This is a genomic window from Actinomadura scrupuli (assembly GCF_050971785.1).
In the GTDB taxonomy this organism is placed as follows: Bacteria; Actinomycetota; Actinomycetes; order Streptosporangiales; family Streptosporangiaceae; genus Actinomadura_E; species Actinomadura_E scrupuli.
In genome coordinates, this window is sequence record NZ_JBPCCU010000005.1 from 34,198 (window position 1) to 58,311 (window position 24,114).

A 24,114-nucleotide genomic window follows, 5' to 3' on the forward strand; every position below is an offset into this window, starting at 1 on the left:
GCCACCCCTCGGCGTTGTGGTCACGGATCGCTCGGATCCGTGCCGGGAAGGACATGGGCGAGGGCGCGGCCGAGCACGGTGGCGAATGACTCGGTGTGGCCGGGGTCGAGCCAGTGCCGGGCCGCCACCCGTACGGCACCGGCGATCGCGGCGGCCATGACCTGGGGGTAGAGGTCGTGGGCGGGGTCGGTGCCGAGGCGCTCGGCGATCGCGGCGGCCAGAGGCTCCTCCGCCGTGGTGAAGGCCTTCAGGGCCTCCCCCTCCAGCTCGGAACTGCTCATGATCATGCGCAGGCCGACCTTGTCGGGTTCGGCGGTGCCGTAGTGCTCGATCACGGCTGCGGCGATGGCCTGGCCGAGCGGCTCGGCGGCCGGCCTGGACAGGAGCGCCTGCCCGAGACGCCGGGCCCGGTCGGATTCGACGGCGCAGATCGCCTCCTCCCGGCTGGAGAAGTAGTTGTTGTAGGTGCGGGGGGAGACCCCGGCGGCCGCGGCGATGTCGCGCACTCGTACGAGAGCGAGCCCTCCGGGGCCGTGTTCCACCGCCAGGCGCAGTGCGGCGGTGCTGATCGCTTCGCGGGTGGCCAGTTTGTGGTGGGTTCGCATGTCCACGGGCTCATCGTCGTTCACGGTCCGCAGCTTACCAATGTGATGCGTGCCCCGCACTATATGCGTGGCACGCAAGTTGTGAGTAGAGTGCGGATCGATGCCTGGCACTCATGCCCGGCACGTGCCAACACGAGGGCGTGCTGGGACGGCGAGGCCTGTCGGCAGGCAGGCAGGCCGTCCGTCGCGGGCGCCGTTCCGGCTCGCCCTTTCCCCCTGAGACGAGGAGAGCAATGGCTGCAAAGATGATCGCGTTCGACGAGGACGCGCGGCGCGGCCTCGAACGCGGCATGAACCGGCTCGCCGATGCCGTCAAGGTGACGCTCGGCCCCAAGGGCCGCAACGTCGTGCTGGAGAAGAAGTGGGGTGCGCCCACGATCACCAACGACGGTGTGTCGATCGCGAAGGAGATCGAGCTCGAGGACCCGTGGGAGAAGATCGGGGCTGAGCTGGTCAAGGAGGTCGCGAAGAAGACCGACGACGTGGCGGGCGACGGCACCACCACCGCCACCGTCCTGGCGCAGGCACTGGTCCGTGAGGGACTGCGCAACGTCGCCGCCGGAGCCAACCCGATGTCCCTCAAACGGGGGATCGAGTTCGCCGTCGAGTGTGTGAGCGAGGAGCTCTCCATGATCGCCAAGGAGGTGGAGACCAGGGAGCAGATCGCCTCCACGGCCTCCATCTCCGCCGCCGATCCCGCGATCGGGGAGATGATCGCCGAGGCGATGGACAAGGTCGGCAAGGAAGGCGTCATCACCGTCGAGGAGAGCAACACCTTCGGCCTCGAGCTCGAGCTCACCGAGGGCATGCGCTTCGACAAGGGCTACCTCGCCCCGCACTTCATGACCGATACCGCCCGGCTCGAAGCGGTGCTGGACGACCCCTACATCCTGCTGGTGGCCGCCAAGGTGTCGGCGAACAAGGATCTGCTCCCGGTGTTGGAGGCCGTCATGCGGACCGGTGACCCGCTGCTGGTCATCGCCGAAGACGTCGAAGCCGAAGCGCTCGCGACCCTGCTGGTGAACAAGGTCCATGGGGTGTTCAAGTCCGTGCCCGTCAAGGCTCCGGGTTTCGGTGACCGCCGTAGGGCCATGCTGCAGGACATCGCGGTCCTGACCGGCGGCCAGGTCGTGTCCGAGGACGTCGGGCTGAGGCTGGAGAACACCACGCTGGACATGCTCGGCCGGGCCAAGCATGTCGTGGTGACCAAGGACGAGACCACGATCGTCGATGGCGCCGGTGACCCCGGCGACATCGCGGGCCGGGTCAACGAGATCCGGTTCGAGATCGAGAACAGCGACTCGGACTACGACCGGGAGAAGCTCCAGGAGCGTCTCGCCAAGCTGGCCGGCGGGGTCGCCGTCATCAAGGCGGGGGCGGCGACCGAGGTGGAGCTGAAGGAGCGCAAGCACCGCATCGAGGACGCCGTCCGCAACGCGAAGGCCGCGGTCGAGCAGGGCATCGTGCCCGGTGGTGGCGTGGCGCTGCTGCAGGCGGGCGCCGGTGCGTTCGGCAGGATCGAGCTTGCGGGCGACGAGGCCACCGGTGCCGCGATCGTCAAGCGGGCTCTCGAGGAACCGCTCAAGCAGATCGCGATCAACGCCGGGCTGGAGGGCGGCGTCGTGGTCGAGCGGGTCCGCTCGCTCGGGCCGGGTGAGGGCCTCGACGCCGCGACCGGTGAGTACGTCGACATGTTCCGGGCCGGGATCATCGACCCGGCCAAGGTGACGCGCTCGGCGCTGCAGAACGCGGCGTCCATCGCGGCACTGTTCCTGACGACCGAGGCCGTCATCGCCGAACTGCCCGAGAAGGACAAGGCTCCGGCCGCGCCGAACGCGGGCGGTATGGACTTCTAGACCGGGCCCGTCCGATCCTCGTCAGGGCGGTCCGCCGGGGTATCAGGCGCTGGGAGCACCGCACTCCCCGAATGTGTGCGGTGCGCCAGTACGCCGAGTGCCTCCGAGGCGTGGAGGACCTGGTCGGGGCGGGGAGCCGAGAGGCAATCGGCTCCCCGCTCAAACCCACGGTCCGGGGGACACCTGACACCGGGTCCAGCAGGATCGCGGCGATCACCGCCCGCGTGGCGGCCTCGCGCGGGTCAGGACAGCAGGTCCGTCGCGGCCGTCCAGAGCCGCTCGGCGTTGCCGGGGTCCAGGGCGAAGGGAGCGACGCCGCCGCCGAACATCGGGGGTCGCTGGCTCACGACCGTCGACTCGCCGCAGTCCTCGAAGTAGCGTCCGCTCACACCGGCCAGCAGCGGTGAGGCGGCCACGAGCACCGACGTCGCCGCGCCCTGGGCGACGCTCTTGCGGCGTTCGGGTGGTGTCCGGAGCCCGCCGGTGTGCTGCTGCAGGTTGGTGGCGATGGCCCCGGGGTGCACCGCGTTGGCGATAATGCCGTCGCCGGCCCATCGCCGGCCGGCCTCCACCGCCAGCAGCACCGCGGCCGTCTTCGACTCCCCGTACGCCCCGATGGGGTCGTAGTACCGGAAGCGGTGGTCGAGATCGTCGAAGATCACCGGGCAGGGCAGGTGGGCGTTGGAGCTGAGCGAGACGATACGGGCGCCCCCGGCCCGGGCGAGCGCGTCGTGCAGTCCGACGGTCAGGGCGAAGTGCCCAAGGAAGTTGACCGCGAACTGCATCTCCCGGCCCTGCGGAGTGCGGGTGAGCTCCGGCAGCGCCATGATCCCGGCATTGTTGACGAGGATGTGGAGAGGTCCGTGCCAGGCGTCGGTGAACTCGCGGACCGAGCCGAGGTCGGCGAGGTCGAGACGGCCGACGCCGACGTCCGGGTTGCCGGTCGACTCCGAGATCAGGGCGGCGGTCCGCCGGCCCGCGTCGAGGTCGCGTACGCCCAGCACGACGGCGGCTCCGGCGGCGGCCAGGGCGCGGGCGGTCTCGGTACCGACACCCGACGAGGCTCCGGTGACCAGCGCGCGGGTGCCGGACAGGTCCACCCCGGCCAGGACCTCGTCGGCGGTCGAGGCGAATCCGAACGGTGTCTGCGACGTTTGTGTCATGGTCCGATGATGCGGCGGATCGTCACCGTCAGTAAGTCCCTGCTGACACTGGTACCCGCAGGGACAGGATGCATCGCTCACGGGGCCGTACCCTGGGGTCATGGCGACGGGCGGCGAACTCGGTGCGTACCTGCGGGTTCGCCGTGAGCGGCTGCTGCCCGAGGAGGTCGGCCTGCCCGCCGGAGGACGCCGGCGGGTGCCCGGTCTGCGGCGGGAGGAGGTGGCGCTGCTCGCCGGCATCAGCATGGAGTACTACCTGCGCCTGGAACAGGGACGCGACCGGCACCCGTCGGATCAGGTCCTCGACGGCATCGCCCGTGCCCTGCGGCTCGACGCCGACGCCGAGACCTACCTGCGTGCGCTGGCCCGGCCGGCGCGAGCCGTACGGCGCAGGCCCTCCCGGCCGGAGCGGGTCAGCGCGAGCGTGCAGAGCCTGATCGACGAGTGGACGACCACGCCCGCCCTCGTCCACGGCCGCTACATGACCACACTGGCCGCCAACTCGATGGCCGTCGCGCTCAGCCCCTTCTTCGCACCGGGTGTCAACACCCTGCGCGCGGCGTTCCTCGAGCCGGAGCTGCGGGAGTTCTACCGCGACTGGGACGAGATGACCACCAAGGCCGTCGCCTACCTGCGGTCGGTCATCGGGGCCGCCGTCGACGATCCGCGCCTGGTCGAGCTGGTCGGTGAGCTCAGCCTGCGCAGCGAGCGCTTCCGGGTGCTCTGGGCGCGCCAGGACGTGCACCAGAAGACCAGCGGGGTCACCCGCCTGCGCCACCCGCAGATCGGCTCCCTCGATCTCCACTACGAGAAGCTGGCGCTCCCCGGCGCGCCCGGTCAGATGCTGGTCACCTACCACGCCGAGCCCGGCTCCCCGTCCCACGAGCGGCTTCGGCTGCTCGCGCACCTGACCACGGCGCGACCGTCCCCCGGCCGGGCCACCGCGGCGAGCACGCCCCGGTAGCGGCCGGCGAGCGATCCGCCCACCCGGATCATCGGCCGGTGGGCACGTCGATGGCGGTGCCGTAGAGGCGGGACACCCGAAGCCTGATCACCAGGCGCCGGTCGGCGACCATGTTCTCCAGGAAGGCGGCCTCGTCCTGTGGCCGGTCGAAGGCCGGCACCATGGCGAGCAGCTCCCGCCCGGGCCCGTCCCCGGGCACGGTGCTCACCGCGGACAGCTCCGCCTCGCCCTCGGCGACGACGAACGACAGGAAGTCCGCGCTGGAGACGTACAGGCCGCTGCGGGGATCCCGCTGCAGCAGGCGCACCTTGGCGCGGTCGGCCGTCGTGCTGATACGCGCGACGCGTTCCGCCGGATCCCAGGTGTAGGCCACGGTGGACAGGTGCGGGTGGCCGTTGCGCTTGTTCACCGCCAGGGCGCCCATCTGGTGCGCGCCGAGCAGCCGCGCGAGCGCGTCATCGGTGAGGGTCAGCGCGCCGGGGCCCCGGCCCGGCTCGTAGGTGTTCTCGTCTCGCGTCGTCTCGGTCATGGAGGTCGGCTCCTCTGTCGTGGCCGGTCGCCCGGCATCGGGGTGGTCATGACGCGGTGAAGGAGGCGGGCTGCTCGCTGCCCGCCGGGGCCTGCGGCCGGGCCGCGTCCCGTGGCCGCCGCAGGACGGTGGCGGCGAGCACGAAGGCGGCGGTGAGGAGACCGGCGCCGATGCCGAAGGCGAGGTGGAAGCCGCCGGTCAGCGCCGACGCCGTGGTGTGCCCGTCGCCGAGCAGGCCTTCGGTGCGGGCGGTCGCCAGGGTGGACAGCGCGGCGACGCCGAACGCGCCGCCGACCTGCTGGGTGGTGTTGAAGAGCCCGGAGGCCACCCCGGCGTCGCGGGCATCGGCATCCGACATGCCGAGGGCGGTGAGTGCGGAGATCGCCAGGCCGAAGCCGCCCGCGAGCAGCATCGTCGGCAGCAGGTGCACGGCGTAGTCGGCGTGGACGGGCAGGCGGGTGAGCAGCCCGAGCGCCACCACCAGGAGGGCGAGCCCGGCGAGCAGCACGTTGCGCTCGCCGAAACGGGCGCTGAGCGGGGCCGAGAGGCCGAGGGACACCGCGCCGATCATGACTGCCGCCGGGAGCATCGCCAGGCCGGTTGCAGCGGCGCCGTAGCCGAGCACGTTCTGCAGGTACAGGGCGATGAGGATCTGGAACCCGAACAGGGCCGACACCATCAGGACCTGGATGAGGTTGGCGCCCGACACGTTGCGCGAGCGGAACATCCGCAGCGGGAGCAGCGGGTCGGCCGCCTTCGCCTGCCGCAGGACGAACCCGGCGAGCAGGCCGACCGCGAGGGCGCCGAAGCCCATCGTGTGCGCCGAACCCCAGCCGTGGCGGCCGGTCTCGACGATCGTGTAGACGCCGAGCATGAGCCCCGCGGTGACCAGCAGGGCGCCCAGCGCGTCGGCCCCGGCCGCGAACCCGAGCCCGCGGTCCCGCTCGAGGACCCGTACGGCCAGGGCCATCGCCGCGACGCCGATCGGCAGGTTGATGAAGAAGATCCAGTGCCAGCTGAGGGCCTCGGTGAGAACCCCGCCGACGACCTGCCCGATCGAGGCGCCGGCGGCGCCGACGAAACTGAAGGCGCCGATCGCCTTGCCGCGCTCGCGCGGGTCGGGGAACAGCGTGACGATCATGCCCAGGCTCACCGCCGAGGCCAGCGCCCCGCCGATGCCCTGGAGGAATCGCGCGGCGATCAGCATCTCCTGGCCGGTGGAGACCCCGCACAGCAGGGACGCGGCGGTGAACAGCGCCAGGCCCGCGAGGAAGACGCGCTTGCGGCTGATCAGGTCGCCGAGCCGCCCGGCCAGGAGCAGCAGGCCACCGAAAGCGATCATGTATGCGTTGACGGTCCAGGTCAGGCCGGCGGGGGAGAAGCCCAGGTCGTGCTGGATGGCGGGGAGCGCGACGGTCACGATGCTGCCGTCGAGGATGATCATCGGCATCCCGGTGCAGAGCACGGCTAGGGCCAGCCAGCGGGACCGGGGAGCGGGGATCGCGGAACGGGACATGAAGTCGTCTCCTGATTCGTGAAGCGAACAGGAGCGACTCTAGCGGATAGTTTTGTTATAGACGATCTGCTACGGAACTATTTCTTGGGCTGCCGTGCCCGCCGTACCTGCCGCTCCGACTCCACCGGCCGGGCCAGATGGCCGCCGACCAGGCGGGTGAGGGCGTCCATGAACACCTCACGCTGTCCCTCGGGGAGTGCTTCGAGCACGTCGCGGTGCACCCGGTCGGCGATCTTCGTCCCTTCCGTGACGAGCCGCTCGCCCGCCTCGGTCACCGCGATGATCCGGGCCCGGCGGTCCGTGCTCGAGGGGCGGCGCTCCGCGAGACCCGCCCGCTCCAGTTCGTCGACCGTGACGACCATCGTGGTCTTGTCCATGTCGGAGATCTCGGCGAGCTGGATCTGGGTGCGTTCCGTCTCCAGCGCGTGGAAGAGCGCGCAGTAGGCGCGCGGGGTGATCCCGATCTCGGCGAACGCGGCCGTCATCTGCGTGGCCAGCACGTGGCTGGCGTGGGACAGCAGAAAGGACAGGTCGGCGACCGTTCGGGTGGGCGCGCTCGTGGTCATGCGGACAGCCTACCCAAGCACGTCCGCAAGCAGATTATCTGCTGCTAACCCGTGAACCCGTGAACCTGTGGCGCCGAGGGACCGGCCGCTCAGAACAGGGCCGCCCCGACGACGCCTCGCTCGAAGTCGAGCAGGTGCCGCTTGGTGGCCAGGCCGCCGCCGTACCCCGTGAGGTCACCGGTGGAGCCCACCACGCGGTGGCAGGGCACGATGACGCCGATGGGGTTCTTTCCGTTGGCCAGGCCGACGGCCCGGGCGGCGGTGGGCCGCCCGATCCGGTCGGCGAGCTCGCCATAGGAGATCGTCTCGCCGTAGGGGATGTCCCGCAGGGCGGACCACACCCGCTGCTGGAACGGGGTGCCGGTGAGCAGCAGGGGCAGATCGAAGGTGGTCCGCCGTCCGTCGAAATAGGCCCGCAGCTGGCTCGCGGCCTCGGCGAACGGACCGGTGCCGGGCTCGCTGTCGAACTCCCCGAACGTCTCCTCCGGGGGCCGGTGCCGCTGCCGGTGCATGTAGAGGCCGGTCAGGGTCCCGTCGGCCGCCACCAGGGTGAGCGGGCCGACCGGGCTGTCCAGCACGGTGTGCGTCCTGTGGTGCGGCAGAGTCATCTCGAGTCCTTCGTGTGGTCCTTCGTGCGGGGCGGTCAGGCGGCGGGCAGCCGGTTGATGGGGTGGTCGCCGGTGGCCCACAGGTGCTGCACGGCGTAGGCGCGCCAGGGCCGCCAGGCGGCGGCGCGCCGGGTGAGGGCGGCGGGCGTGGCCGGGAGGCCGGTCCGGCGGGCGGCGACGCGGACCCCGAGGTCGGTGGGCAGGAACGCGTCCGGGTCGCCGAGGGCCCGCATCGCGATGGTCTCGACGGTCCACGGCCCGAGTCCCGGCAGGGCCGACAGGCGTTCGCGGGCCCGGTGCCAGTCGCCGCCGACGCCGAGGTCGATCTCGTCGGCGGCCAGGGCGGCGATCAGGCCGGTGAGCGTGGCGCGCCGGGTCCCGGGGAGGGCCAGCGCCGTCGGGTCCAGCCCGGCGAGCGCCGCCGGTCCGGGGAAGAGATGCGTGAGATCCCCGGCGGGGTCGGCGATCGGCTCGCCGTGCGCGGTGACCAGCCGGGCCGCGTGGGTGCGGGCGGCCGCGGTGGACACCTGCTGGCCGAGCACCGCCCGCACCGCGAACTCGGACGGATCGACGGTGCGAGGCACCCGGCGGCCGGGCTCCTTGAGCACCAGGGGAGCGAGCACCGGGTCGTCGCGGAGCAGGTCGTCGACGGCCACGGGGTCGGCGTCGAGGTCGAGCAGGCGCCGGCAACGGCTGATCGCGGTGGAGAGGTCGCGCAGGTCGCTGAGGCTCAGCAGGCAGCCGACGTGGTCGGGCAGCGGCCGCAGGGTGGCGATGCCGTGGCCGTGCGGCAGGCGCAGGGTGCGGCGGTACGCGCCGTCCCGCCACTCCTCGACCCCGGGCACGGCGGTCGCGGCGAGATGCCCGAACAGGTTGCCGGGGGCCAGCGGGGCACGGAACGGCAGCCGCAGCGACAGCACCCCGGGAGCGGCGGCCGGGCGGCCTCGGGCGACCCGCTCCCGGAGCCGGGTCGGGGTCATGGCGAAGACCTCCCGGACCGTGTCGTTGAAGGTCCGGATGCTGGCGAACCCGGCGGCGAACGCGACGTCGCCCATGGGCAGGGTGCTGGTCTCGATCAGCAGCCGGGCGGTCTGGGCCCGCTGGGCCCGCGCCAGGGCCAGCGGACCGGCACCGAGCTCGGCGAGCAGTTGCCGTTCGATCTGGCGCGTGCTGTAGCCGAGCCGTGCGGCCAGACCGGGCACGCCCTCACGGTCGACGACGCCATCAGCGATCATACGCATCGCGCGGGCCACGACGTCGGCGCGCACGTTCCACTCCGGAGAGCCGGGGCTGGCGTCGGGCCGGCAGCGTTTGCAGGCCCGGAACCCGGCCAGCTGGGCCGCGGCGGCACTGGGGTAGAAACGCATGTTCTCGGCCTTGGGCGGGACCACCGGGCAGCTCGGCCTGCAGTAGATCCCGGTGGTGATCACCGCGCCGAAGAACCAGCCGTCGAACCGGGCGTCCTTGGACTGCACGGCCCGGATGCACCGCTCCACGTCTTCATGCATACCGACAGCTTCGCCGGTGGCCACGCCTCCAAGCTAGCGGAAATCCGACATCATGGTGCCGGTCGCTCAGGGCCGGGCGAAGACGCCGATCCCGTTGGCGACCGCACGCTCGCGGCCGTCGGAGGGCCTGCTGTGCAGGGTCGCGGCCCGCGCGCCCGGCTCGCGCAACGTGAGGGCGGAGGAGCCGCCGCAGTCGAGGCTCACGCCGTCGTCGGCGCCCAGCCGGGCGAGCAGCGCCGACAACTCGGCACTGGTGACGCCCCCGCTCAGCTCGGACCGGCCGTCGACCACCACCAGGTACATCCGGTGCCCGTCCGGGCCGACCCCGGCGGCGGTGCGCGGCGCGCTGATCGCGGTGTCCAGGCCGGGCAGGGGCCGCCGGTCGCGCAGGATCGGAAGCCCGCCGACGGCGAACCGCAGGCGGACCGGCCCCGGCGCGGTCAGGCGATAGTCGAGGTCGACCGGGTCACCGGGTCGCAGGGCCCGCAGCGCGACGGCGCCCTGTTCGCGGCCGACGAGAACGGTCGTGCCGGGCGGGATCGGGCCGTCTCCGACCGCGTCACCGACCTGGGTCACCCGGCCGCGTGCCACCGTGACCTCGGCGGTGTCGGGGCTGCACCGGGCGCCGCGTCTGGTGTCCGTACCGCAGGTCGCCCGGATCCTCGGCATCGTGCCCCAGTCGCCGGTGAACGCCCCGATCCCGCCGACCGGCAGGGCGTACTGGTTGAGACCGCCCAGGGGGAGCACGGCCTGACCGGCCCGGACCATGCCGTCCAGGTGCAGGGTCGTCACCCGGGCCACCCGATCTTCACCCACGCCGATGACGTCCTCGGTCGAGGTGCCGGCCGGCAGTGCCGGGCCGAAGCGCTGCCCGTTCGGCACCGCGGCCTTCCGGTCGCGACCCGCCGCCACCTCCGGGCCGTTGGCCGATCCGGTCGGCCGGACGCCCGGATGGCTCTCGCTGATGTTGAAGAAGTCGCCGTTGACGCCGGCCAGCGCGTGCTGGGCGTTGACCATGGCGGTGACCGTTCTGCGGGCCGCCACCGCGGGCGGGTGCAGCAGGTCCACGTGAGTGTGCGGGTCGGCCAGGTCCACCTCCAGCAGGTGGCCGAGCGCGACGCCATGGGAGCCCCTCGTCTGGAAGCCCTTCAGCACCACCCCGGACGCGAGGGAGTGGACCCCGGTGAACCGCAGCGCGCCCGGCGGATCGGCGATCACCGGTGCGGCGCCGCTGAGCACGATCGCGGTACCCACGACGGAGGGCAGCAGGGCGGGCAGGGTCTTCCGCAGCACAGGTGGGGCCTTTCTCCGGGGGCCGTGGATCCGCCGGTCGCCCAGAGTCGGTGACCGGCCGACTGCTCAGTGTGATGGAGCGGTGGCGGGAATGCCGGTAAGCGCCGCGCCGCGGATGCCGCGTGTCGCCCGCGGCCAGGCTCCGGTGGGTCCGCGGAGATGTCCGATCCCTACAAGACCGGAAGGGCGGCGGGGGCTAGCTTGACGTGCGTGAGCACCTGCTACTCGGCGATCGGAGAGACATGAAGACCGAGCTCCATCTCATCGGCATGGTGGTCGAGGACATGGCCCGCTCCCTGGCCTTCTACCGGAGGCTGGGGCTCGACGTGCCGGCGGAGGCCGACAAGGAACCGCACGTCGAGGCGGCGCTGCCCGGCGGGCTTCGGATCGCCTGGGACACGGTGGAGACCATCCGGTCCTTCCAGCCCGGCTGGCAGCCCTCCGGTGGCGACCCGCGCATGGCGCTGGCCTTCCGGCTCGGCAGCCCGGCCGAGGTGGACGAGGCCTACGACGAACTCGTCTCGCTCGGTCACCACGGGCACAAGGCGCCGTGGGACGCGTTCTGGGGCCAGCGCTATGCCATCGTCCACGACCCGGACGGCAACGCCGTCGACCTGTTCTGCCCGAACGGCTGATCCTGAGGAGGCTCAGCGCGACCGGCCGGCGGTGCGTTCGCCGATGAGCACCGCGATGCCGTCCAGCACGCATCGCAGGCCGAAGCCGAACAGCGAGTCGAGGCTGAAATCGAGCTCGGGCCCCGCGGTGACGCGGGCGAACACCGGGAGCCTGCCGGACTCGACGAGGGCGGCGAACGCGGCCTCCTGCGACTCCATCCACTGCTCGCCGGTGACGCCGGTCTCCGCCTCCGCCTCGGCCTCCGACGCGAAGTTCACGGCGGTTCCCCGGACGTAGTTGGACATGGTCACGGCTATGTGCAGCATGGTGGCCGGGTCGAGGCCGAGACCGTCCACCGCGCTCAGGGCCCATTCGGTGTGCGACACCGCGTGGGGCAACAGCGGTGGCCGGGTGAAGGACATGAACTGCGCCAGCCATGGATGCCGGCGGTAGAGCGCCCACTGCAGCCGGGCCATGAGCTCCAGCCGGGCCTCCCAGCCCGGCGGCGGGGACGACGGGAGCGGGTCGTCGGCACAGACGGTGTCGGCCATCAGGAAGACGAGCTCGTCCTTGCCGTCCACATGGCGGTACAGGGCCATGGTGGCGACGCCGAGCTCGGCGGCGACCCGCCGCATGGACAGCGCCGCCAGCCCCTCGGCGTCGGCGACCTCGATCGCGGCGCGCACGACGCGCTCCCGGTTCAGGGTCTGGTCGGCCGTACCGGCTCCCGCGGCGTCCGGGGCGGTACGGCGCCGCGGGGTACGCCGCGCCGGGACCGGCCGGGGATCGGGGCCGGCCACCACAGTGCCCACCCCCGGCACGACCCGGACCAGCCCCTCCTGCCGCAGCGTGGTCAGGACCTTGGTGGCGGTGGCGATCGCGACCCCCCACTCCTTGGCGATCTGCCTGGTCGACGGCACCCGGTCGCCTTCCCCCAGCTCGCCGGCGGCGATCCGGTGCCGGAGCTCGGAGACGATCCGGAGATAGGGCGGTTCGGTGGACCCGACGTCCCGGTTCATGTTCGCCTCCAGTGCTCGACGCAGACCGTACTAGTGCACCGGCGCCGTGGAAAGCAGTGAGACCGCCGCGATGACGGGACAGCCGGACGGAGCCGCCTGTCACCAGGACCGTCCATGGCGATTGTGTGTACTAGTGCGGTCCGATGGTCGCCTGTACTGCTGATAAGGCTCGTGGGCAATGTGTAGCCTGTACGCATATTTGTGTACAGCGTACGCGACAGGACGAGGAGAGTCAGATGCAGAGCACGAACGTCTCCGGCGCGAGCGTGGCCGGGGCCGCCGTACCGGCGATGCCGCCCGGCCCGCCGGACGCCGGATGGGCGATCGAGGCCGGCGGTCTCGAGAAGTCCTACGGCACCGTCCGGGTGCTGGCCGGCCTGGACCTGCGGGTCGAGCGCGGCAGCGTGTTCGCGCTGCTGGGACCGAACGGAGCGGGCAAGACGACCACGGTACGCGTGCTGTCCACGCTGGTGCGCGCGGACGCCGGCCGGGCGCGGGTCGCGGGCTTCGACGTCACCGGCGACCGGCACGAGGTGCGCCGCAGGATCAGCCTGACCGGCCAGGACGTCGCGGTCGACGAACTGCAGACCGGGGCGGAGAACCTGCGCATGATGGGGCGGCTGTGCCGGCTTCCCGCCGCCGCGGCACGACGCCGGGCCACGGAACTGCTGGATCAGTTCGACCTCGCCGACGCGGGCCGGCGCAGGGTCGCGACCTACTCCGGTGGGACGCGCCGCCGGCTGGACCTCGCGGCGGGGCTGGTCGCCCGCCCCGAGGTGATGTTCCTGGACGAGCCGACGACCGGCCTGGACCCGCGCAGCCGCCAGGCGATGTGGCAGGTCATCGCCGAGCTGGCCGGAGCGGGGGTGACCGTCTTCCTGACGACGCAGTACCTCGAGGAGGCCGATCGGCTCGCCGACCGCGTCGCGGTCGTCGACGGCGGCCGGGTCGTCGCGGAGGGCACTCCCGCCGAGCTCAAGCGGCAGGTCGCCGACCAGCGGCTGGAGCTCGTCCTGCGCGACGCCGCCGCCCTCGCCGACGTCGCCCGTTCGCTGGGCGGGCGCGTGGTGCGGAGCGACCCGGCGGCCCTGACCCTCGGTGTGGCCACCGACGGCGACGCGGCCCGGGTACGGGCTCTGCTCGACGAGATCGACCCACGGCGCGACCTCGTGCGCAGGTTCGCCGTGCAGACCGCCACCCTCGACGACGTCTTCCTGGCCCTGACCGGCCACACCACCCGCCGACCCGGACAGGACACCGCCGATGTCTGATCTCGCCCTGCCCCCCGCCCCCGCGTTCGCCACGGTCCGGCCGGCCTCGGCGGTCCGGGACTCGCTGACCATGGCCGGGCGCTGTGTCCGGCTGTCCCGGCGCAACCTCGACGCGCTGCTGACCTCGCTGATACTGCCGGTCCTGCTGATGCTGATGTTCGTCTATCTCTTCGGCGGCGCCATCGACACCGGCACCAGGTACGTCACCTACGTCGTGCCGGGCGTGCTCCTGCTGTGCGCCGGGTTCGGGTCGGCGACCACGGCGGTCACCGTCAGCCAGGACCTGACCAGCGGCATCATCGACCGGTTCCGGTCGATGGACGTCGGCGGACCGGCCATCCTCGCCGGGCACGTGGCGGCCAGCGCCGTGCGCAACACCGCCTCGACCGTTCTGGTCTTCGCGGTCGCGTTCCTCATCGGGTTCCGGCCGCATGCCGGGGCGCCGGGCTGGCTCGGCGCGGCGGGCGTCCTGCTGCTGTTCATCCTCGCCGTCTCCTGGCTGGCCGCCGCGGTCGGCATCATGGCCTCGTCACCGGAGGCGGCGAACGGCTTCACGTTCCTGGTGATGTTCCTGCCCTACGCCAGCAGTGCCTTCGTCCCGATCGACACCATGCCGGCCTGGATCCATGGGTTCGCGCACCACCAGCCCTCCACGCCCGTCATCGAGACTATCCGCGGCCTGTTGCTGGGCCGGCCGGTCGGCACGAGCCCCTGGCAGGCGCTCACCTGGTGCGCGGGCATCATCCTGGTCTCGGTCGTGCTCTCCGGGGTGTTGTTCCGGCGCCGTACGGGTTGATCCGCCACGCGCCGCCCGGTGGCGGAGCGCCCACCGGGAATCCGGTCGTGTCCCGCGTGGTTGGCACCGTCGTGCAGAGGGACGTTTCCGCCCGCGAGACGGACGTGGTCGTGATCGGTGCCGGGCAGGCGGGACTGTCCAGCGCGTACTTCCTGAGCAGGGCCGGGCTGCGGCCGGACGAGGACTTCGTCGTGCTGGACCACTCCGCGCGGCCCGGCGGCGCGTGGCAGTACCGGTGGCCGTCGCTCACCCTGGGCGCCACCCACCGCATCCACGACCTGCCCGGCCTGCCCCTGGAGGACCGCGACGAGCGCCGTCCCTCGTCGGAGGTGGTCTCGGAGTACTTCGCGCGCTACGAACGCGCCTTCGACCTGCGGGTGCACCGGCCCGTGGACGTGCGGGCGGTCCGCGACGGGCCCGCCGGGCGGCTGATGGTGGAGACCCCGGCCGGCACCTGGGCGGCCAGGGCCCTCGTCAACGCCACCGGCACCTGGGACCGCCCGTTCTGGCCCCACTACCCAGGTCAGGAGTCCTTCACCGGACGTCAGCTGCACACCGCCGACTACCGCAGCCGCGAGGAGTTCGCCGGCCTGCACGTCGTGCTCGTGGGCGGCGGGGCCTCGGCCGTACAGCTGCTCATGGAGATCTCCGAGGTGGCCACCACCACCTGGGTCACCCGGCGGCCGCCGGTGTTCGACGACGGGCCGTTCGACGAGAGCCGGGGACGTGCCGTGGTGGCCCGCGTCGAGGAGCGGGTCCGCAGGGGACTCCCGCCCGGGAGCGTGATCAGCAACGCGACCGGTTACCCCGCGACCCCGCAGGTCAAGGCCGCGCAGGCGCGGGGCGTGCTGGACCGGCTCCCGATGTTCCAGCGGATCACCCCGGACGGCGTGGTCTGGGCCGACGGCCGGCGGCAGCGGGCCGACGTGATCCTGTGGTGCACCGGGTTCCGCCCCGCGATCGACCATCTGGCGCCGCTGCGGCTACGCGAACCCGGCGGCGGCATCCGGGTCGAGGGCACCCGGGTGGTGAAGGACCCCCGGGTGCAGCTGGTCGGGTACGGGCCGTCCGCCAGCACCATCGGGGCTAACCGGGCGGGACGGATGGCGATGCGGGAGATCCGGCGGCTGCTGGAGCCGGCCCGGCTGTCCGCGTGACGGTGCCCGGATCACCGGTCAGACGTTGCCGCCGGTGGGCTTGCGCGGCCTCTTCCGCCCGGCCACGAGGGTGTCGCGGCTGGTGTCCTCGACGATGTCGGCGGCCAGCCGCGGGATCTCGGTGGTGGTGTCCGCGCTCGATGCCGGGGGCTTGATCGCCGACGGCTTGGCGGCCGGGGGCTTGGCGGGCGCGGCCGCCGGCTCCGCGGCGGCGTCATGGGCGCCCGGCTCGCCCGCGCCCTGCCCGCCTGCCTGCCGCCTGCCGATGCCCAGGCGGCCCCTGGCCTGCCTGCCCGTGCTCTGCTTGTCGGTATTCTGCCTGTCGAAGGCGTGCCCGCCCGGCGACTCGGTGCGACGAGGGAAGATCCGGCTGTCGAGGGTGATGCGGCCACCGCCGCCGGTGGCGAACAGCAGGCTCGCCAGTCCCAGCACGAGGACCAGCTCGAACCCCTCCTTGGCCATGCCCTGGTCGGTGACGAACAAGCCGTGCTCGACGTTGACGAAGATGAACGCGCCCAGCATGTCGGCGAACAGCAGCAGCCCCGCGACGGGCAGGCCGAGCCCGAGGATGAGCGCGGCCCCGCCGAGCAGTTCCACGAACGTGGCGTACACCGCGGCGGCCGTCGGCACCGGCACGCCCAGAAGGTCGAAGTTGTGGGCGGTGGCGGTGACCCCTACCTGGATCTTCTGCCAGCCGTGCGCGATGAAGACGACGCCGACTCCGATCCGGGCCAGCAAGGCGGCGACGTCGTACAGCGGCCGAGTCCGCATGGCCGTTCCCTTCCCTGGGGGATGAACGCTCGTCGACGGATGATCCGATGGGGGGCGGCCCTTCGTCCAGCCGGAACTGATCGAGCGTCGTGTGACGGTGAAATATACGTCCCTTTCCTTTGACGCGGGGACCCCGCGGTTCGTTCAGTGCGCCACGGGTGCGAACGGGAGCCGAAGGCATCTAGGTTGGGATGACCTGAAGGCGGAGGGGATCATGTCGATGCAAAAGGGCGCCAACGTGCCGGTGACCGCGGCGACGGTGCGGGTCGAGCTGGGCTGGCAGGGCGGCCAGGGGGTGCCGGACGCGGACGCGTCGGCGTTGCTGCTGGTCAACGGCAAGGTGCGCACCGACGAGGACCTGGTCTTCTACAACCAGCCGGTCCATCCTTCGGCTGCGGTCAGACATGAGGGCAAGCGGAACGAGGGCACCGAGATCCGGGACGCCGTGGTGGTCGAGCTGGGCGCGGTCGAGCCCGACGTCGACACCGTGGTGATCGCGGCCTCCGCCGACGGCGGGGTGTTCCGGCAGTTCCCCGGCCTGCACATCCGGGTGCTGGACGCCGCCACCGGCGCGGAGGTGGCGCGTTTCGACAGCACGGATGCCGGTTCGGAGACCGCGTTCGTGCTCGGCGAGCTCTACCGCCGGCAGGGCGCCTGGAAGTTCCGGGCCGTGGGCCAGGGGTACGCCACCGGACTGGCCGGCCTGGCCACCGACTTCGGCATCAGCGTGGACGAACCCGCCCCGGCCCCGCAGGCGGCGCCCCCCACGCCCCCCACGCCCCCCACGTCCCCCGTGCCGCCTATGCCGTCTGCGCCACCTGTGCCGCCCGTGCCGCAGGCCATGCCGCCCGCTCCGCAGGCCATGCCACCTGTGCCGCAGGCCATGCCGCCCGCTCCGCAGGCCGCGAGCCCCGCGGCCCCGGCCGCGCCGCCGGTGCGGCTGACCAAGGTCACGCTGACCAAGCGGAACCCCTCGGTCTCGCTGACCAAACAGGGCGCGACCTCGGGCGCGATGCGGGTCAACCTCAACTGGAGCAAGCCGGACCCCGCCATCGGCCTGTTCGGCAAACGCGCGAGCCAGGGTCTCGACCTGGACCTGTGCTGTATGTGGGAGCTGCGGGACGGCACCAAGGGCATGATCGACCCGGCCGGGCGCAGTTTCGGGGACTTCGACCGCCCGCCGTTCGTACGGCTGGACGGTGACGACCGGACGGGCGCGGTGGCCACGGGGGAGAACCTCAGCATCAATCTCGGCCGCAGCGACGAGTTCCGGCGGCTGCTGGTGATCGCGCAGATCTACGACGGGGCCGACACCTTCGCCGGACTGAACGCGGTGGCCACCCTCTTCCCGCAGGGTGGGGCGCCGATCGAGATGTTCCTGGACGAGTGCGACGTCCGGGCCCGTACGGCGGCCGTGGCGCTCATCGAGAACGTGGGCGGCGAACTGGTGGTGCACCGGCTGGCCCGCTACTACCCCAACCAGGGGCGGGTGGGAGGCAAGCAGCTGATCGACCAGGAGTTCGGCTGGGGCTTCCAATGGACCACCGGCCGTAAATAGCGACCGGCTCAGTCCCACGCCACCCGGAGCAGGGTGGTGGCGGCGAACGGGTCCTCGCCCCGGTGGGTGGCCAGCACGCCCGCGCCCTGCGGTGACGCCGCGTACACCGCCGAGCCGCCGGACACCCAGGTGTTCCAGGCCCGCACGAACGCCTCCGTGCGGGTGCGGTTCTGCCCGAGGATCGACGGCACCGCGTGGTAGACGACCGCGTCGGCCTTCGCCCGGTCGCGCAGCCACGCGCGGGCGCGGCGCCGCCGGTCCTGGCCGGTACGGCTCCGTACGACATAGCGGGGCATCACGTAGCGCGGATCGGCGACGGGGGACAGCACCTCGTCCAGCGCCGTCGCGAACCGCTCGGAGGTGGCGGTGTCGACGTCGGCGAGCGCGAACCGGTAGGTCCCGTCCGGCTCCGGCCGTACCGTCACGCCCTCCGCGCCGCGCCGGGACAGTCCCGCGAAGGCCAGCCCGTCGGCCACCGCGTAGGCGAAGAGCTCGGCGGACGGCCCCGCGGCGAGCTCGTCCAGCCGGCAGGCGGCGCGGTTCTGCGGGATCCGGAGGGTGACCCACCACCCCAGCCCCAGCACGGCCACCAGCGCGGCGACAACCTGGGCCAGATGTGCCGCAAGGTGGGTGCTTCCGCCCACCACCATCCCGGCCAGGGCGAACAGCGCCGCCAGCACGGCGGCGCCTCCGGCGAACCACATCGTCTCCACCGGGTCGCCGGGGCCGCCGGTCCACGAGGTGGGGGCCGGCTGCGCGCAGCGCTCCGCGGGCACCACCTCGGGAGGACCGGGCCGGTCCCGCGTCACGACGGCCCCGCCCGCCCGGCCGGTACGGACCCGTACCGTGTGCACGAGCTCGTCCCGGAAGGGCGCGCCCAGCCGCCAGGCCGCCCGGGTCGCCGGCCGGTCCTGCGCGCGGAGCAGCATCGCCGTGTTGAGCGCGTCGAACGACTCGACCGGGGGAGGCGCGTACGGGGAGAACGACGGGTCGACGTGCGCCACCCCGGAGACGATCTCGCCGTCCGGGGTGGCGACCAGATATCCGTGATGTTTGCGGGCGAACCGGTTCCAGTCGGCCGCCCCCTTGGGGTGCCGGTCCGTCACGCAGACGACCGTCCAGGTGCTGGCCGTCTTATCCGGCCAGTCCGGGTCGAGCCGCACGGCCCTGCCCCGGGTCTGCACCACGGAGGTCGGCGTGGTCGCGGTGGTCAGATCGACGAGCGTGTTCACCCCGCGTGCGTCCCAGCCCTCGCCGAGCAGCGCCCGGGTGCCGACCAGCACCTGGCAGCGCCCCGCCTCGAAGAAGGCGGTCACCCTCGGCACCCACGTCCGCGAACTCCAGGAGCCGGTGATCAGAGCCAGGCCGTCACCGGCCGGCTCGACCGTCAGGTCCTCTCCCGCGAAGGCCCAGGCGGTCTCCTCCGCGGCCGCCACCGTACGGCCGGTGACGAGCATGGGACGCAGCGACCGGGTCCGCGGATCGGCCACCAGGTTCTGCAGCATCAGCCAGGCCGACCCGGCCTCGGCGTCCAGGACGTCGCGCAGCCGCGCGGGCAGGGTCGCGCCGGCGCGTTCGTGGTCGCACAGCACCAGGCAGCGCAGCCGGTCGCCGAGCGCGGTGGCCTCGGCCGCGGCGATCTCGACCGCGCCGTGGGTCTTGGCGGCGCTGCGGGCGAGCACCCGGTCGACCGGGGAGCGGGCGGAGCGGATGCCCCGCTTGGTGAGCTGGTAGCCGACCGCGGGCAGCGCCCGTTTGATCGCCTCGACGGCGCCGGCGTCCTTGACGTCGGTGCTGGGCAGCAGGCAGTGCCGGACGTAGTCGCCGAGCAGCGCGACCCAGTCCTCGGCGGACGGCGGGTGCCGATGCTCCTCGCGCAGCCGGGCGCCCGGCGGCAGCTCCAGCATCCCGGCGTGATGGAAGCGCAGCGCCGCCGCCGCGACCGCCGGTTCGTCCTTGGCGATCCGATGCCAGTCGACCGGCTCTCCCGCCGAGGCGGTGCGGCCGACCAGCCGGCCGTCCAGCCATTCCAGGAACGCGACCGTCGCGAAGCCCGGCTCCAGCAGATCGGTGGTCAGCTCCGCGAACCGCTCCGCCTCACCGGCGATGTAGTCGGCCTCCACCGCGGTGGGCGTGGTCAGCCAGGCCAGCTCGGTGAAAGGGGTGAGATGGCCCTGCCGGACCAGCGCCGGGACGGAGGCCCCGAGGATCGGTACCCCGAACAGCGCGTCGACCAGCCTGGCCTCCTCCGGGGTCAGCGAGGCGGGCGGGGTGGCGGTCAGCCCGATGACGAGCGCGCCGGGCAACTGGTCGAGCACCTCGGCGAGCAGCCGCCCCCACACGTCGAGCAGGTGATGGCACTCGTCCAGCACGAGGGTGAGCGGCCCCGCCGACCGCAGCGCGGCGATGAGCTCCCGTCCGTTGTCGTGCAGCCGGCGCAGCAGGCCGCGTTCCCGGCCCTCCTCGTCGCTCTCGGCGTCGGCGTCGAACACCGCCAGCGACTGATAGGTCAGGACGCTGACGTCGGCGCGCAGGTCCCGGGTGATGCCCGCGGCGCCCCCGAACCGCTCCCAGTGCGCGATCCACTGGCTCTGGATCGCCGTGTTCGGTACGAAGACGACGGTTTTGCGGCCCAGCCGGCGGGCCGCCTCCAGGCCGACCAGCGTCTTCCCCGACCCGGGCGGGAGCACCACCCAGGCGCGGCGCCGGCCCCCCGCCCAGCCGTCGTCCAGCGCGGTCAGCGCCGTGAGCTGGTACGGCCGCAGCCGACCCGGCCAGCGGGTCCCGGAGGTCGTCACAACGGACATTCTTCACGGACGGCTCGATGCGCGGGGGTGTTCTCTTGGCGCCCATCCGGCCGAGACCTTGTCCTGCCACCGGGCACGCCGGTGGGCGCGCCCTGGCATCATGGCTCGATGCGGATTCTCCGGACCCCTGCCGAGCGCTTCGAAGGCCTCCCCGACTTCCCGTACGAGCCTCGGTACGCCGACGTGCCCGACCAGGACGGCGGGACGATGCGGATGGCCTACCTCGACGAGGGCACCGGCCCGGTGGTGCTGCTCCTGCACGGCGAGCCGTCGTGGTCGTTCCTCTACCGGCACGTCCTGCGGGTGCTGGTGGACGCGGGACTGCGGGTGGTCGTGCCCGACCTGGTCGGTTTCGGCCGCTCCGACAAGCCCACCGAGATCACCGACCACACCTACGCCCGGCACATCGAATGGACCCGGTCGCTCGTCTTCGACGTGCTCGACCTGCGGGAGGTGACGCTGGTCGGACAGGACTGGGGCGGCCTGATCGGGCTGCGGCTCGCCGTCGCGAACCCCGACCGGTTCGCCCGGCTCGTCGCGGCCAACACCGGCCTGCCCACCGGCGACTTCCCCATGCCGGAGACCTGGCTGCGGTTCCGCCAGGCGGTGCGGACTTCACCGGCCTTCGACATCGCCCGCAGCATCCAGTCGGGCTGCCGGACCACACTGAGCGACGAGGTGAAGGCGGCCTACGAGGCGCCGTTCCCCGACGAGACGTTCAAGGCCGGCCCGAAGGCGATGCCGGGGCTGGTGCCCGCCGAGCCCGACGACCCCGAGGCGCCCGCCAACCGGCTGGCCTGGGACATGCTCAGGCAGTGGTCGAAGCCGGTGCTGGTGGCCTTCGGCGACCAGGACCCGATCACGGGGCCGATGGCGCCGCTCTTCGCCGAGCTGATCCCGGGCGCGCACGGCCGGGCCCATCCCACGCTGGAGGGCGCCGGGCACTTCCTGCAGGAGGACGCCGGAGAACGGCTCGGCCGGGAGATCGCCTCCTTCGTCCGGGAGACCGCCGTCCGGGAGACCGCGTGACCGAGCGCCTGCTGCCCGGACTCGACGCCGAGGCTCCCCGCGCCCGGCCCCGCCCGCAGACCGCCGGATACGAGGTCGAGGAACAGCTCGCAGCGGGCGGCGCGCTGCGGATCGCCGGGGTCGACGAGGTCGGCCGCGGCGCCTGGGCCGGACCGGTGGTCGTCTGCGCGGCGATCACCGACCTGAGCGCACCGCCCGAGCTGCCCAGGCCGGACGGGACGCCGGTTCGCCTCACCGACTCCAAGCTGCTGACCGCCCGCCACCGGCGCGCCTTCGCCGAGGTGCTGCCGGACTGGCTGGTGTCCTATGCCTTCGGCGCGGCCGGGCCCGAGGAGATCGACGAGGTCGGCATGACCAGGGCCCTGCGGCGCGCCGCCGTCCGCGCGCTGCAGACCCTTCCGCAACGGCCGGACGTGGTGCTGCTCGACGGCAACCACGACTTCATCGGCGCACCGTGGAAGGTGCGCTGCGAGATCAAGGCCGATCGGCGCTCGGTGACGGTGGCCGCCGCGTCGGTGCTGGCGAAGGTGCACCGCGACCGGCTGATGGCGGACCTCGCGCCCCGCCATCCGCGGTACGGCTTCGAGGGCAACGCCGGATATCCCTCGCCGGTTCACCAGCAGGCGCTGGCGGAGTTCGGTCCCACCCGGCACCACCGGCTGTCCTGGTCCTACCTCGATGATCTGCCGCAGTGGAGGCATCTGAGGAAGCACCGCAACCCGCTGGCCGGGGAGGGACAGCTCAGCCTCCTGTGAGGCCGGGCGTGTCTCGCACCGCGACCGGTCAGGACGGCAGCGCGGTGACGCGCGCGATCTCGGCTCGCGGCGGGGCGTCCGGCAGGTCCTCGAAGGAGGTCACCACCGCATCCGCCAGGCGAGCCCCTGCGGCCGGGTCACGGTCTCCCTGCCCGTACGTCCTCGTGCCGACAGATCCCGGCCCACCCTCTGGCCTCTCCACGCGTGTGGTTACCCTGCGCGATCGGTCGATCGCAGAGTGTGCGGAAACTGTCGGACCCCGTCGTTAGCGTTCTTCTCGGAGGCCGGATCCGGTGCGCGAAGGGAGGTGTCCCGCAGTGACGACGGAGAGCACCGCACGGGCGGGCCGCACGCCGACGTGCGAAGAGTGGGCCACGTTCGCGCCCGGTCCCGAGCTGGCCCGTCGGCTGGCCGACGCCGATCCGGCCGGGCTGTCGGACGATGAGTTGACCGCGATGCTGGGAGCGGCCCGGCGGCAGACCTCCTGGACGCAGTCGGTGGAGTTGAGAGCGGTGGCGGAGTTGTCGCGCCGCCGTGGCGCCGCCGCGAGCGGACCGGCCGGTCCGGAGACGACCAAGCGGCTCATCGACGAGGTGTCGCTGGCGTTGACGGTCTCGACCGGCGCCGCGTGGGGGCTCGTGCAGCTCGCCCGAGCCCTGGTCGAGCGGCTCCCCGAGACGCGGAAGTCACTGAGCGCGGGCCGGATCGACGCCGCCCGGGCCGCGGTGATCTGCGATGGGCTGTTCGGCACCAGCGACGAACTCGCCGCCCGCGTCGAACGGACCGTGAACGCCAAGGCTCCGGCTCTGACTCTGGTGAAACTGAAGAGGCTGGTCCGCGGGGCTCTGCTGGACGCCGACCCGGCCGCGGCCGGGAAACGCACCAGCACGGCACGCGAGGGGCGCCGGGTGATGCTGTCGCCCAACGCCTCGGGCACCAGTGATCTGACCGGCCGCGACCTGGACGCCGACGAGGCCGGCGTCATCTACCACCGGCTGACCTCCCTCGCCCGTGAGATGAAGGCCGACGGGGACGTGCGGACCATCGACGAGCTCCGCGCCGATCTGTACGCCGCCCTGCTGCGCGGCGCCCCGCTCCCCGAGGCGGCCCGGAGCCCGCGCACCGCCCCGGCCGGGAAAGACCCCGAGGACGGGCCGGAAGAGGCCGGACCGGGAGCGGGCTCCAGAGCCCGCGCCCCCGAAGACGCCGACAAGTCCGACATCTCGGCGGCGGTGGAACGGCAGATCGCGCGCGGGCTGGCCCGGGTGGCCGACCGGCACCTCCGGGGGCTGCTGACCCAGGCGAGCAGAGCCGGGCGCACCGGAAGCCGGGTGGCGCTGATCACCCAGGCCGTCCAGGCCATGACCGACGGTCTGGCGGACACCAGGAGACAGTGGTGCGGCACCGCCGGAGCGTTCCAGGCGGCCGGCCCGGGACGGCACGGCCACGAGGGTTACCGGCCCCCGGCGGCGATGCGGCGGCACGTCCGGCGACGCCATCCGACCTGTGTCTTCCCGACCTGCGACCGGCGTTCCACCGCGTGCGACGTGGACCACACGCAGCCCCATGACCAGGGCGGAGTGACCTGTGCATGCAATCTGGCCCCTTTGTGCAGATGGCATCACCAGGCGAAACAACATCACCGGTGGAGCCTGTACCAACCCTGGCCGGGCCTGCTGATCTGGGTGACACCCGCCGGCATCTGGCACATCGTCACGCCCGAGTGAC

The 24,114-nt window shown here is 72.8% G+C and carries 21 protein-coding genes; 10 read left to right on the top strand and 11 right to left on the bottom strand.

Annotated elements, in window-relative coordinates; translation table 11 throughout:
* Positions 1-20: 20 nt before the first annotated feature.
* A complete protein-coding gene (locus tag ACRYCC_RS22765; RefSeq protein ID WP_433815109.1) occupies positions 21-629 on the bottom strand; it encodes a TetR/AcrR family transcriptional regulator in 609 nt (202 codons plus the stop codon).
* A 209-nt stretch (positions 630-838) separates the two neighbouring features.
* On the opposite strand from ACRYCC_RS22765, the gene groL reads away from it, so the two are divergent.
* A complete protein-coding gene (gene groL, locus ACRYCC_RS22770; RefSeq protein ID WP_433815110.1) occupies positions 839-2,461 on the top strand; it encodes a chaperonin GroEL in 1,623 nt (540 codons plus the stop codon).
* A gap of 242 nt (positions 2,462-2,703) precedes the next feature.
* Here groL and ACRYCC_RS22775 read toward each other — a convergent pair whose 3' ends face one another.
* Positions 2,704-3,624 (bottom strand): SDR family NAD(P)-dependent oxidoreductase, encoded by a 921-nt coding sequence (locus tag ACRYCC_RS22775; protein ID WP_433815112.1) that lies wholly within the window; start codon positions 3,622-3,624, stop codon positions 2,704-2,706.
* 100 nt (positions 3,625-3,724) lie between these two features.
* On the opposite strand from ACRYCC_RS22775, the gene ACRYCC_RS22780 reads away from it, so the two are divergent.
* Positions 3,725-4,588 carry a helix-turn-helix domain-containing protein gene (locus ACRYCC_RS22780; RefSeq protein WP_433815114.1) on the top strand — a complete coding sequence of 288 codons (864 nt, stop codon included), beginning with the start codon at positions 3,725-3,727 and terminating at the stop codon, positions 4,586-4,588.
* A gap of 28 nt (positions 4,589-4,616) precedes the next feature.
* On the opposite strand, the gene ACRYCC_RS22785 is transcribed toward ACRYCC_RS22780, so the two are convergent.
* From ACRYCC_RS22785 to ACRYCC_RS22810, 6 genes are all read right to left on the bottom strand, one after another.
* On the bottom strand, positions 4,617-5,117 hold the full coding sequence (locus ACRYCC_RS22785) for a pyridoxamine 5'-phosphate oxidase family protein (protein ID WP_433815116.1): 501 nt from the start codon (positions 5,115-5,117) through the stop codon (positions 4,617-4,619).
* Positions 5,118-5,163: 46 nt separating this feature from the next.
* On the bottom strand, positions 5,164-6,633 hold the full coding sequence (locus tag ACRYCC_RS22790; protein ID WP_433815118.1) for an MFS transporter: 1,470 nt from the start codon (positions 6,631-6,633) through the stop codon (positions 5,164-5,166).
* 77 nt (positions 6,634-6,710) lie between these two features.
* Positions 6,711-7,199, bottom strand: coding sequence for a MarR family winged helix-turn-helix transcriptional regulator (locus tag ACRYCC_RS22795; protein WP_433815120.1), 489 nt, complete (start codon positions 7,197-7,199; stop codon positions 6,711-6,713).
* A gap of 89 nt (positions 7,200-7,288) precedes the next feature.
* Positions 7,289-7,807 (bottom strand): methylated-DNA--[protein]-cysteine S-methyltransferase, encoded by a 519-nt coding sequence (locus ACRYCC_RS22800; RefSeq protein WP_433815122.1) that lies wholly within the window; start codon positions 7,805-7,807, stop codon positions 7,289-7,291.
* 35 nt (positions 7,808-7,842) lie between these two features.
* Positions 7,843-9,315, bottom strand: coding sequence for an AlkA N-terminal domain-containing protein (locus ACRYCC_RS22805; RefSeq protein WP_433815123.1), 1,473 nt, complete (start codon positions 9,313-9,315; stop codon positions 7,843-7,845).
* A gap of 66 nt (positions 9,316-9,381) precedes the next feature.
* Complete coding sequence (locus ACRYCC_RS22810) at positions 9,382-10,608, bottom strand: phosphodiester glycosidase family protein (RefSeq protein ID WP_433815125.1); 1,227 nt, start codon at positions 10,606-10,608, stop codon at positions 9,382-9,384.
* Between the two features lie 242 nt (positions 10,609-10,850).
* Here ACRYCC_RS22810 and ACRYCC_RS22815 point away from each other — a divergent pair, with 242 nt between their 5' ends.
* Positions 10,851-11,243, top strand: a complete 393-nt coding sequence (locus tag ACRYCC_RS22815) for a VOC family protein (RefSeq protein ID WP_433815127.1) — start codon at positions 10,851-10,853, stop codon at positions 11,241-11,243.
* Between the two features lie 12 nt (positions 11,244-11,255).
* Here the strand turns inward: ACRYCC_RS22815 and ACRYCC_RS22820 are convergent, their stop codons facing one another.
* Entirely contained in the window at positions 11,256-12,242 is a 987-nt protein-coding gene (locus ACRYCC_RS22820; protein ID WP_433815129.1) for a TetR/AcrR family transcriptional regulator C-terminal domain-containing protein, read from the bottom strand.
* Positions 12,243-12,478: 236 nt separating this feature from the next.
* On the opposite strand from ACRYCC_RS22820, the gene ACRYCC_RS22825 reads away from it, so the two are divergent.
* Genes ACRYCC_RS22825 through ACRYCC_RS22835 form a run of 3 tightly spaced genes read left to right on the top strand, consistent with a single transcriptional unit; the run spans position 12,479 to position 15,466 of the window.
* On the top strand, positions 12,479-13,513 hold the full coding sequence (locus ACRYCC_RS22825) for an ATP-binding cassette domain-containing protein (RefSeq protein ID WP_433815131.1): 1,035 nt from the start codon (positions 12,479-12,481) through the stop codon (positions 13,511-13,513).
* Entirely contained in the window at positions 13,506-14,309 is an 804-nt protein-coding gene (locus ACRYCC_RS22830) for an ABC transporter permease (RefSeq protein WP_433815133.1), read from the top strand. Before ACRYCC_RS22825 ends, ACRYCC_RS22830 begins: the two co-directional genes overlap by 8 nt.
* A gap of 47 nt (positions 14,310-14,356) precedes the next feature.
* Positions 14,357-15,466 (top strand): NAD(P)-binding domain-containing protein, encoded by a 1,110-nt coding sequence (locus ACRYCC_RS22835; RefSeq protein ID WP_433815135.1) that lies wholly within the window; start codon positions 14,357-14,359, stop codon positions 15,464-15,466.
* A gap of 18 nt (positions 15,467-15,484) precedes the next feature.
* Here ACRYCC_RS22835 and ACRYCC_RS22840 read toward each other — a convergent pair whose 3' ends face one another.
* The gene (locus tag ACRYCC_RS22840) at positions 15,485-16,237 is read right to left on the bottom strand and encodes a DoxX family protein (protein ID WP_433815137.1); all 753 of its coding nucleotides are present in this window, start codon (positions 16,235-16,237) and stop codon (positions 15,485-15,487) included.
* Between the two features lie 214 nt (positions 16,238-16,451).
* On the opposite strand from ACRYCC_RS22840, the gene ACRYCC_RS22845 reads away from it, so the two are divergent.
* Positions 16,452-17,795 (top strand): TerD family protein, encoded by a 1,344-nt coding sequence (locus ACRYCC_RS22845; protein WP_433815139.1) that lies wholly within the window; start codon positions 16,452-16,454, stop codon positions 17,793-17,795.
* A gap of 8 nt (positions 17,796-17,803) precedes the next feature.
* Here ACRYCC_RS22845 and ACRYCC_RS22850 read toward each other — a convergent pair whose 3' ends face one another.
* On the bottom strand, positions 17,804-20,593 hold the full coding sequence (locus tag ACRYCC_RS22850) for a DEAD/DEAH box helicase family protein (RefSeq protein WP_433815141.1): 2,790 nt from the start codon (positions 20,591-20,593) through the stop codon (positions 17,804-17,806).
* A 117-nt stretch (positions 20,594-20,710) separates the two neighbouring features.
* On the opposite strand from ACRYCC_RS22850, the gene ACRYCC_RS22855 reads away from it, so the two are divergent.
* The 3 genes from ACRYCC_RS22855 (at position 20,711) to ACRYCC_RS22865 (ending at position 24,113) form a co-directional block, all read left to right on the top strand.
* The gene (locus ACRYCC_RS22855; RefSeq protein ID WP_433815142.1) at positions 20,711-21,631 is read left to right on the top strand and encodes a haloalkane dehalogenase; all 921 of its coding nucleotides are present in this window, start codon (positions 20,711-20,713) and stop codon (positions 21,629-21,631) included.
* 11 nt (positions 21,632-21,642) lie between these two features.
* On the top strand, positions 21,643-22,386 hold the full coding sequence (gene rnhB, locus ACRYCC_RS22860) for a ribonuclease HII (protein ID WP_433816036.1): 744 nt from the start codon (positions 21,643-21,645) through the stop codon (positions 22,384-22,386).
* A 317-nt stretch (positions 22,387-22,703) separates the two neighbouring features.
* The gene (locus ACRYCC_RS22865) at positions 22,704-24,113 is read left to right on the top strand and encodes an HNH endonuclease (protein WP_433815144.1); all 1,410 of its coding nucleotides are present in this window, start codon (positions 22,704-22,706) and stop codon (positions 24,111-24,113) included.
* The last annotated feature ends 1 nt before the right edge of the window (position 24,114 follow it).

Bases quoted from the DNA above. Each gene is read 5' to 3' on its own strand.
- groL (WP_433815110.1), top strand. From the start codon at position 839: ATGGCTGCAAAGATGATCGCGTTCGACGAGGACGCGCGGCGCGGCCTC.
- ACRYCC_RS22775 (WP_433815112.1), bottom strand. From the start codon at position 3,624: ATGACACAAACGTCGCAGACACCGTTCGGATTCGCCTCGACCGCCGAC.
- ACRYCC_RS22780 (WP_433815114.1), top strand. From the start codon at position 3,725: ATGGCGACGGGCGGCGAACTCGGTGCGTACCTGCGGGTTCGCCGTGAG.
- ACRYCC_RS22785 (WP_433815116.1), bottom strand. From the start codon at position 5,117: ATGACCGAGACGACGCGAGACGAGAACACCTACGAGCCGGGCCGGGGC.
- ACRYCC_RS22790 (WP_433815118.1), bottom strand. From the start codon at position 6,633: ATGTCCCGTTCCGCGATCCCCGCTCCCCGGTCCCGCTGGCTGGCCCTA.
- ACRYCC_RS22795 (WP_433815120.1), bottom strand. From the start codon at position 7,199: ATGACCACGAGCGCGCCCACCCGAACGGTCGCCGACCTGTCCTTTCTG.
- ACRYCC_RS22800 (WP_433815122.1), bottom strand. From the start codon at position 7,807: ATGACTCTGCCGCACCACAGGACGCACACCGTGCTGGACAGCCCGGTC.
- ACRYCC_RS22805 (WP_433815123.1), bottom strand. From the start codon at position 9,315: ATGCATGAAGACGTGGAGCGGTGCATCCGGGCCGTGCAGTCCAAGGAC.
- ACRYCC_RS22815 (WP_433815127.1), top strand. From the start codon at position 10,851: ATGAAGACCGAGCTCCATCTCATCGGCATGGTGGTCGAGGACATGGCC.
- ACRYCC_RS22820 (WP_433815129.1), bottom strand. From the start codon at position 12,242: ATGAACCGGGACGTCGGGTCCACCGAACCGCCCTATCTCCGGATCGTC.
- ACRYCC_RS22825 (WP_433815131.1), top strand. From the start codon at position 12,479: ATGCAGAGCACGAACGTCTCCGGCGCGAGCGTGGCCGGGGCCGCCGTA.
- ACRYCC_RS22830 (WP_433815133.1), top strand. From the start codon at position 13,506: ATGTCTGATCTCGCCCTGCCCCCCGCCCCCGCGTTCGCCACGGTCCGG.
- ACRYCC_RS22840 (WP_433815137.1), bottom strand. From the start codon at position 16,237: ATGCGGACTCGGCCGCTGTACGACGTCGCCGCCTTGCTGGCCCGGATC.
- ACRYCC_RS22845 (WP_433815139.1), top strand. From the start codon at position 16,452: ATGTCGATGCAAAAGGGCGCCAACGTGCCGGTGACCGCGGCGACGGTG.
- ACRYCC_RS22855 (WP_433815142.1), top strand. From the start codon at position 20,711: ATGCGGATTCTCCGGACCCCTGCCGAGCGCTTCGAAGGCCTCCCCGAC.